The organism is Alienimonas sp. DA493, assembly GCF_043951915.1.
Lineage (GTDB): Bacteria > Planctomycetota > Planctomycetia > Planctomycetales > Planctomycetaceae > Alienimonas.
On record NZ_JBINJD010000201.1, the window covers coordinates 1 to 7,873 of the forward strand.

Here is a 7,873-nt window from a genome sequence, read left to right on the forward strand (position 1 = left end):
CACCCCCGGCCCCTCTCCCTGAGGGAGAGGGGAGAAGAGCGCGGCGAACCTCTCTCAGCGATCGCACCCGCTCGGAGACGCCCCCCCGCGGCCGCGGCTCCAGGCTCCCGCTTGTGGCCGCCCCGCCCCCGTTTTACACCGGCGTCGTGCGATCCCTCCCCGCCCCCGTCTCCAAGATCGCGCTGGGCCTGCTCGCCTGCCTGCTGCTGGGCGGGGTGATCGCCGCGGTCCGTGACAAGCCGGGCGAACTGCCCATTTACATGCGGGCCGCCGAACGGCTGTGGGCGGAACAGTCGATCTACGACCCGGCGGACGACCCGGCGTTCAGCTACCCGCCGGCGTTCGCGCTGGTCACGCTCCCGCTGGTTCCCCTCAATGACGACTGCCGGCGGGCGGCGTGGTGGGGGCTGAACCTGGCGCTGCTGGGGGGCGTGCTGCTCGCCGTCTGGGCGGCCGTCCGGCCGGCTTTATTGGGCGACGGGAACGCGGGGGCCGACGGGAAGGAGTCGGACGACCGCACGACCCGTCGGCGGCTGTGGGGCTGGGGCGGGCTGACGACCGTGCTGGCGGGGCGGTTCGTCCTCTCCCCGCTGGCCTACCAGTCGCACGACCTCATCTTGCTGGCGCTGATGACGGCGGCGGCGGTCTGTTGGACGCGGCGGCGGAACGGCTTGGCGGGCACGGCCGCGGGGCTGGCGGCGGCGTTCAAGGCTACGCCGCTGCTGGCGGCGGCCTTCTTCCTGCTGCGGCGCCGCCGCTCCTCCCTGCTGGCGATGGCCCTGACGATCCCCGCCGCCACCTTCGCCGCGGACGCCCTCTCCTCCAATCCGGACCGCGGCCCATGGGTGAAGACCTGGGCGGAACGGTTCGTCCTGCCGGTGGCCCCCGGGACGGCGCCGGACGTGGAGAACGCCTGGGAACGCTGGAACCCGCTGAACCAGAGCCTCGCCGGCACGATCGCCCGGCTGACCTCCGACCCCTCCACGGACCGGCTGGAGCGCGGCGGGGCCGTCGTCACCGTGCGGCGCCTGCCGGCGGAGACGGCACAGCAGATCACGCTCGCCGCCGCGGGGCTCGTGCTGCTCTGGCTGGCCTGGTGCGCGTGGCGGCCGCGGGAGCAGGACCGGCCCGCCGCCCCCTTCCAAGACGCCGCCGCCCCGCCCGGCGGCCTCACCGCGGGCCTGCGATGCCTGTCGGAACTGGCCCTGACGCTGGGCGGGATGTTGCTGCTTTCCCCGATGAGCAGCACGCAGCACTTCGTCTTCCTGCTGCCGGGGATCGCCGTGATCGCCGCCCGGCTGGTCCTGCGACCGCGGGACCTACTGAACGACCTCGCCGCGGTCGGGCTGTTCGCCCTCGGCACGCTGCCGGCGAAGGACCTGATCGGCGACGAGCTGAGCGAGGTGATCCGCAGCGCCGGCGGCTACACCGCCTGCACGCTGATCGTGCTGCTGGCCTGCGGGCGATTGCTGTGGAAGGACCGGCGGGCGCGGCGGGGCTCCCCTCTCCCTTGAGGGAGAGGGGCCGGGGGTGAGGGTGAGCGAACGGTTCGCCCGCTTCCGCTCTGTGCGGTGAAGGTGCCGGCGGGAGAGCGAGGCGGGCCGTTCACGGCCCACGGACGTCACAGCCCCCTCTCCCCCGACCCCTCTCCCCCAAAAAGGGGGCGAGGGGGGAACGCTCGCCTCACCGCACGAACAGCCACGAGACGTAGCCGCCGTAGGCGGCGAGCAACAGCAGGCCCTCCCAGCGGTTCACCCGGTAGCCGGTGCGGAGCAACGGCAGGAGCAGGACGGCGGCGGCGAGCATCACCAGCAGGTCGACGTGCAACCCGTCGCCCTCCGCCCCGACCGCCGGCACGTTCAGCGGGACCACGAAGGCGGTCGTCCCGATGATGCCCAGGGAGTTAAACATGTTGGAGCCGACCACGTTCCCCACCGCCATGTCCCCCTCGCCGTGGGCGGCGGCGACGGCGCTGGCGGCCAGCTCCGGCAGGCTGGTGCCGAAGGCGACCACCGTCAGCCCGATCACCGCGTCGGACAGCCCGGCGTGGCGGGCGATGACCACCGCCCCCTCCACCAGCGCCCAGGAGCCGCCCGCCAGAAAGGTCAGGCCGACGACGATCAGGGCGCCCTCGATCCAGGCGCTGCCGGCCGGCGGAGGCAGTTCGGCGTCGGCCTCCGCGTTCGCCCGGGCGCTCTCCCGCCGGGCCAGCACGACGGTCGTCGTCACGTAGGCGATCAGCCCCGCGGCCAGCAGGGCCCCCTCCAGACGGCTCGCCCCGCCGTCCCACAGCGCCCAGGTCAGCCCGCCGGAGACGAGCACCAACAGCGGCAGATCGATCTTCACCACCCGGGTCGCCACGGCGATCGGCTTCAACACCGCCGCCAGGCCCAGGATCAGGCCGATGTTCGCCACGTTGGAGCCCAGCACGTTGCCGATCGCCACGGCGTCCTTGTCGTCCAGCGCCGCCTGCAGGCTCACGCCCAACTCCGGGGCGCTGGTCGCCAGCGAGACGACCGTCAGCCCGACGGCCAGCGGGCTCAACCCGGCCCGGCGGGCCAAGCCGGCCCCGCCGCGAACGAGCCATTCCGCCCCGAAGTACAACATCGCCACCCCCGCCGCGATACCGAACCACGCGAGGATCATGGGGAGCGCAGGGGCAGGAAGGCGGGGGAGCGGGCGGGCGGGGAACGAACGGGGAGTGTAGGGCCGGACCGTGGTATGGCGAGCGCAACAGCGTGCCCGACCCGAACCCGCCGGCCCGGTCGGGGCCCGATTGGCGGGAAGCCGTCTTTCGTCCCGGGCGATCCGGGCTACACTCGGCCGCCGCCCTGCTGAACGGGCGTCCCCGCGTTCGCGTTCTCGCACGCCCGCCGCATGTTTCGCTTTCTGCACGCCGCCGATTTGCACATCGACAGCCCGCTGGGGGGGCTGGCGGCGTACGAGGGGGCGCCGGTCGGGCAGATTCGCACCGCCACCCGCCGGGCCGTGGAGAACCTGGTGGCGCTGGCCCTCGGCGAGGACCGCACCCCGGGGCTGTCCGAGCAGCGGGAGCCGGTCGACTTCGTGCTGATTGCCGGGGACGTCTACGACGGCGCCTGGCGGGATTTTTCGACCGGGCTGTTCTTCGCGGACAAACTGAACCGGCTGCGGGAGGCGGGCATTCCGGTGGTTCTGCTGGCCGGAAACCACGACGCCGATAGCGTGATCACCCGGCAGCTCGCCCTGCCGGACAACGCCGTCACCCTCGCCACGGACTCCCCGCAGAGCCACCGCATCGATCTGCCGGACCACGGCGTGACCGTCCACGGGCAGGGCTTCGCCACCCGGGCGGTGAAGGCGGACCTCTCCGCGAACTACCCGGCTCCGGACGCCGGGCGGTTCAACGTCGGCCTGCTCCACACCAGCGCGACCGGCAGCGAACAGCACGAGCCCTACGCCCCCTGCAAGCCGAGCGAACTGGCCGCGAAGGGCTACGATTACTGGGCCCTCGGCCATATTCATACCCCCTGGGACCTTCACGATCCGGCCGATCCGCACGCCGCCCCGATCGTGTTCCCCGGCAACACGCAGGGCCGGCACGCCCGGGAGTTGGGGCCGCGGGGCTGCCGGCTGGTCACGGTGCAGGACGACGGCCGGGTGAGCAGCGAGTTCCGCCCGCTGGACGTGGTGCGGTGGGACAAGGTCGAGGTGAACGTCGCCGAACTGGTCGCCGGCGGGGAGGACTCCCCGGACGACTTCCTCCGGGCCGCCGCCGAGGGGCTGGAAGCGGCCGTCGGCAACGCCCGGGAGGACCGCGATCGGTTGCTCGCCGTGCGGGTGGAGTTCGTCGGGACCACCCCGGCCGACGCGACCCTGCGGGCCGACCCGCACGGGCTGGAGTACGACGTGAAAAACGTCGCCAACCGCTTCGGCGGCGTCTGGGTGGAGAAGGTGAAGATCTCCACCCGGGCCCCCGAGGCCGGCGCCCGCGACGGCGACGACGGCCCGCTGGGCGTGCTGGCGGAGGTGCTCGCCGAGGCCCGCGACGACCCCGAGGCCCTCGCGGCGCTGGCGGAGACGGCCCTGAAAGACCTGCGGAGTTCGCTGCGATCGAACCTCTCCGGCCGCGAGGGGCCGGACCTGACCGACCCGGAGCGCCTGAAAAGCCTGCTCGCCGACGCCGGCAAGCTGGCCCGCGACCGCCTCACCGCCGGCTGATCGGCGCTCAATGCCGCCCGGACGCGCGCCGCCTAGCGGCGACGGCGAACCGGGGGCGCCGCTCCGTTCTCACCCCTCCCTCATTCCTCCTCCCCCCTCCCCGGAACCCCCGTGCGGATCGAACGGCTCGACCTGATCGCTTTCGGCCCGTTCGCGGGGCTGTCGCTGGACTTCAGCGCCCCCGGCCTGCACGTCGTGTACGGGCCGAACGAGGCGGGCAAGAGCACCGCCCTGCGGGCCGTCCGCGACGCGCTGTTCGGCATCCCCGGGCAGTCGCCGGACAACCATCGGCACGAGTACCGGGCCCTGCGGATCGGCATGACGGTCGCCGCCCCCGGCGCCGGGGAGGAGGACGACCGCCTGTCCTTCCGCCGCCGCAAGGGCAACAAAAACACCCTGCTGGGCGACGGCGACGCCGAAACGCCCCTGCCGGACGACCGCCTCGCCCCGTATCTGAACGGCACGACCGAGGAGGCCTTCAACAAGCTCCACGGCCTGCGATTGAAGGAGTTGTCCGAGGGCAGCGAGGAACTGCTCGGCGGCGGCGGGGAGGTCGGGCAGTTGCTGTTCGCCTCCGCCGGCGGCCTCTCCGGCCTGCGGCACGTGCGGGAGGGGCTGAAAAAGGAGATGGACGAGCTGTTCCTCGCCCGCGGCCGCAACCCGACCATCAACGCCGACCTGCGGACGCTCAAGGAGATCCGCCAGGAAACGAACGCCGAAGGCCTCTCCCCGACGGAGTGGGCCGCCCGCACCGCGGCGATCGAGGACCTCCGCCGCGACCGGGACGAGTTGAAGAAGCAGGCCGAAGCGAAGCGGGCTGAGGCCGCCCGGGCCCGCCGGCTGCGGGCCGCCCGGGGCACGGCGGACCGGCTCGCCGCGGCCGTGGAACGTCAGGCGGAGTTGGAGGAACAAGTTTCCGCCGACGCCCCCCTGCGGGCCGCCGCCGACCGGCTGGAAGCCCTCCGCAAGCGGGCCGGCGCCGCCGCGGCCGCCGCGGAGGACCGGGAGGGGCTGGAACGCCGGGCCGCCGCCGCGACCGCCTCCGCGGAGCGGGCCCTGCGGGACCTTGCCCCGGCCGGCCTGTCGCCCGGGCAGCGGGAGGACTGGAGCCCGCCGGATCTGTCGGACCCGCAGCGGGCGCACCTCGCCGCCGCCGCGGACGCCCACGCCGACCTCGCCCGGGACCTGTCAGAGGCGACGTCCAAGCGTCGGGCCGCCGCGGAGCGGGTGGAGGAACTCACCGCGAAGCTGGCCGACCGCTTCGCCGTTCCCGAGGCCGCCGCGGACGCCCTCGCCGCCGCCCTCCGCCGGGCCGCGGCGCTGCCGGACCCGGCGACCGCCGCCAAGCTGGACCGCCAGATCGAGCGGCTGTCGGCGAAGATCGACGCCGGCCTCGCCCGCCTGCGGGGCTTCGACGGAACCGCGGAGGACTTGGCCGCGTTCCCCGTCCCGGCGGAGGCCACGCTGGACCGGTTCGCCGCCGATCGGCAGACCGCCGTCGCCCGGCTCGCCGAGGCCCGCGGGGCCGTGGAGCGGTGCGAGGAAGACGCCGACGAGGCCCGGGCCGGGCTGCGGGCGCTCGCCGCCGCCGGGGCGGTGCCGTCGGAGGAGGAACTCGCCGCCGCCCGCCGGGCCCGGGAGGAAGCCTGGGCCGCGGTCCGCTCCCGCCTGACCGCGGAGCCCCCCGCGAGCGAAGGCCCCGCGGCCGGTTCCCCCGGGGAGCTGATCGCCCGGCAGGAGGAGACGACGGCGACCGCGGACGAGGTGGCCGATTCACTGCGGGCGGAGGCCCAGCGGGTGGAGGAGGCCGCCGCCCTGCGGGCCGCCGTCGCCCGGCACGAGGCCCGCGTCGCCGCCGCCGAGGAACGGCGGGCCGCCGCCGCAGCGGAGTTGGACCGACTGGACGCGGCGTGGGCCGCGGAGTGGCCGGAGCTGTCGATCGATCCGAAGCCGCCCGCGGAGATGCGGGCCTGGCTGGCGACGGCGGCGGCGATCGCGGCCGACCATGCGACGCTGGCCGACCTCCGCGACCGCCGGGCCGACGACGAGGCCGAGGCGACCGCCGCCGCCGCCGAGCTGGCCGCCCGCCTGGCCGGGGTGGAGGCGGGGCTGGACGGGGCCGCCGACGCCGGCCCGTTGCGGGAAACGCTCGCCGGGCTGCCGCTGGACGAATTGCAGGACCGGGCCGCCCGGGCCCGCAAGCGGTGGGACGTGCGCGTCGGCCAGCAGAGCGTGTTGGAGGGGGACCTGAAGCGGATGGAGACCGTCTGCCGGGACGCCGCCGCCGCGGAGGCCGACGCCAAGGCCGGCCTCGCCGCCTGGGCCGCCGACTGGGCGACCGCCACCGCCCCGCTGGGCCTGTCGATCGGCGGGGAGCGGACCGGCGACCGCGGGGAGGGCGACTCGAACGGCCCGAACCCGGCGGCGGTGCGGGCCTTCCTGAACGGCTGGGGCACGGTGCAGGGGCACCGCAAGGACGCCGCCGAAGCGTCTCGCCGAGTCTCGGAGATCGACGCCGCCCAGACGAAGTTCGCCGCGGACGCCGCCGCCCTCGCCGGGGCCCTCGCCCCGGACCTGCCGGCGGATGCGGACCCGGCGGAGCAGATCGCGGTTCTTTCGGAACGGCTGGCCGCCGCGACGGAGCGGGCCCGGGAACTGCGGGACCTGCCGGGGGAGATCCGGGCGTTGCAGCGGGATTTGGACGTGCAGCGGGCCGGGGAGGAGGCCGACGCGTTCCTCGCCGCCGCCCGGGCCGGCGACCCGGACGAGTTGGACGCCCGGGCGGAGATGCTCGACTCCGACGCGAACGACCTGGAAGACCGCCGTGAACAGGCGATCCGGGCCGTGCGGGACGCCGAGGCGGAACTGGACGCCCTCGACACCCGCGGCGCCGCGGCCGAGGCGGAGCAGAAGGCCCAGGGCCTGCTGGCCAAGCTGGACGCCGACGCCGACCGCTACGCCCGCCTGGCCCTCGCCGACGCCCTGCTGGCCGCCGCCGCGGAGCGGCACCGCGCCCGCCATCAGGGCCCGGTGCTGGCGAAGGCCGGGGCGCTGTTCGCCCGGCTGACCGGCGGCTCCTTCGCCGGGTTGGACGTCACGCTGGAGCACGGCGACGAGCCCACGCTGGTCGGCGTGCGGCCGGCGACGGTCGTGGACGGGGTGGAGACCCCCGGCGAAACGCTGCTGCCCCCCGCGATGAGCGACGGCACCCGGGACGCCCTGTACCTCTCGCTACGCCTGGCCGGCTTGGCGGAGACGGCCTCCGGCCGGCCGACGCCGCCGTTGATCGTCGACGACGCCTTGGAACGGTTCGACGACGCCCGCACCGCCGCCGCCCTCGCCGCCCTGGCGGAACTGGCCGACCCGGCGAGCGGGGCGGGGGGCGCCGTGCAGGTGATTCTGTTCACCCACCACGCCCGCGTCGCGGAGCTGGCCGCCGGCCTGAACCACGACGGAACCGGCCGCGCCACGGTGCACCGCCTGCCGACCGATCACCTGCCCGGCGAGCGGTCCGAACCGGCGCCCGCCCCCGCCCTCGCGGCCCCGGAGCCGAAGCCCCGCCGCTCGCCGGTCGAGCGGCGGTCCGGAGAACCGACGAAGGCCAAACCCAAGCCCGCCGCGGACGACTCCCGGCAACGCGCCTTGCTGTAACCGCCCCCGGTTCGCCGTCGCC

4 protein-coding genes are annotated in these 7,873 nt (G+C 75.3%); 3 read left to right on the forward strand and 1 reads right to left on the reverse strand.

The annotated features are described in order from the left end of the window. Positions 1-113: 113 nt before the first annotated feature. Entirely contained in the window at positions 114-1,514 is a 1,401-nt protein-coding gene (locus ACG2DA_RS20395; protein ID WP_395258218.1) for a glycosyltransferase 87 family protein, read from the forward strand. Between the two features lie 169 nt (positions 1,515-1,683). Here ACG2DA_RS20395 and ACG2DA_RS20400 read toward each other — a convergent pair whose 3' ends face one another. Next, entirely contained in the window at positions 1,684-2,646 is a 963-nt protein-coding gene (locus ACG2DA_RS20400) for a calcium/sodium antiporter (protein ID WP_395258220.1), read from the reverse strand. A 231-nt stretch (positions 2,647-2,877) separates the two neighbouring features. On the opposite strand from ACG2DA_RS20400, the gene ACG2DA_RS20405 reads away from it, so the two are divergent. Then, positions 2,878-4,200, forward strand: a complete 1,323-nt coding sequence (locus tag ACG2DA_RS20405; protein WP_395258222.1) for an exonuclease SbcCD subunit D — start codon at positions 2,878-2,880, stop codon at positions 4,198-4,200. 111 nt (positions 4,201-4,311) lie between these two features. Beyond that, complete coding sequence (locus tag ACG2DA_RS20410; RefSeq protein ID WP_395258223.1) at positions 4,312-7,851, forward strand: AAA family ATPase; 3,540 nt, start codon at positions 4,312-4,314, stop codon at positions 7,849-7,851. Positions 7,852-7,873 lie beyond the last annotated feature (22 nt).

Coding starts and splice junctions, on each gene's coding strand:
- ACG2DA_RS20400 (WP_395258220.1), bottom strand. CDS start 2,646: ATGATCCTCGCGTGGTTCGGTATCGCGGCGGGGGTGGCGATGTTGTAC.
- ACG2DA_RS20405 (WP_395258222.1), top strand. CDS start 2,878: ATGTTTCGCTTTCTGCACGCCGCCGATTTGCACATCGACAGCCCGCTG.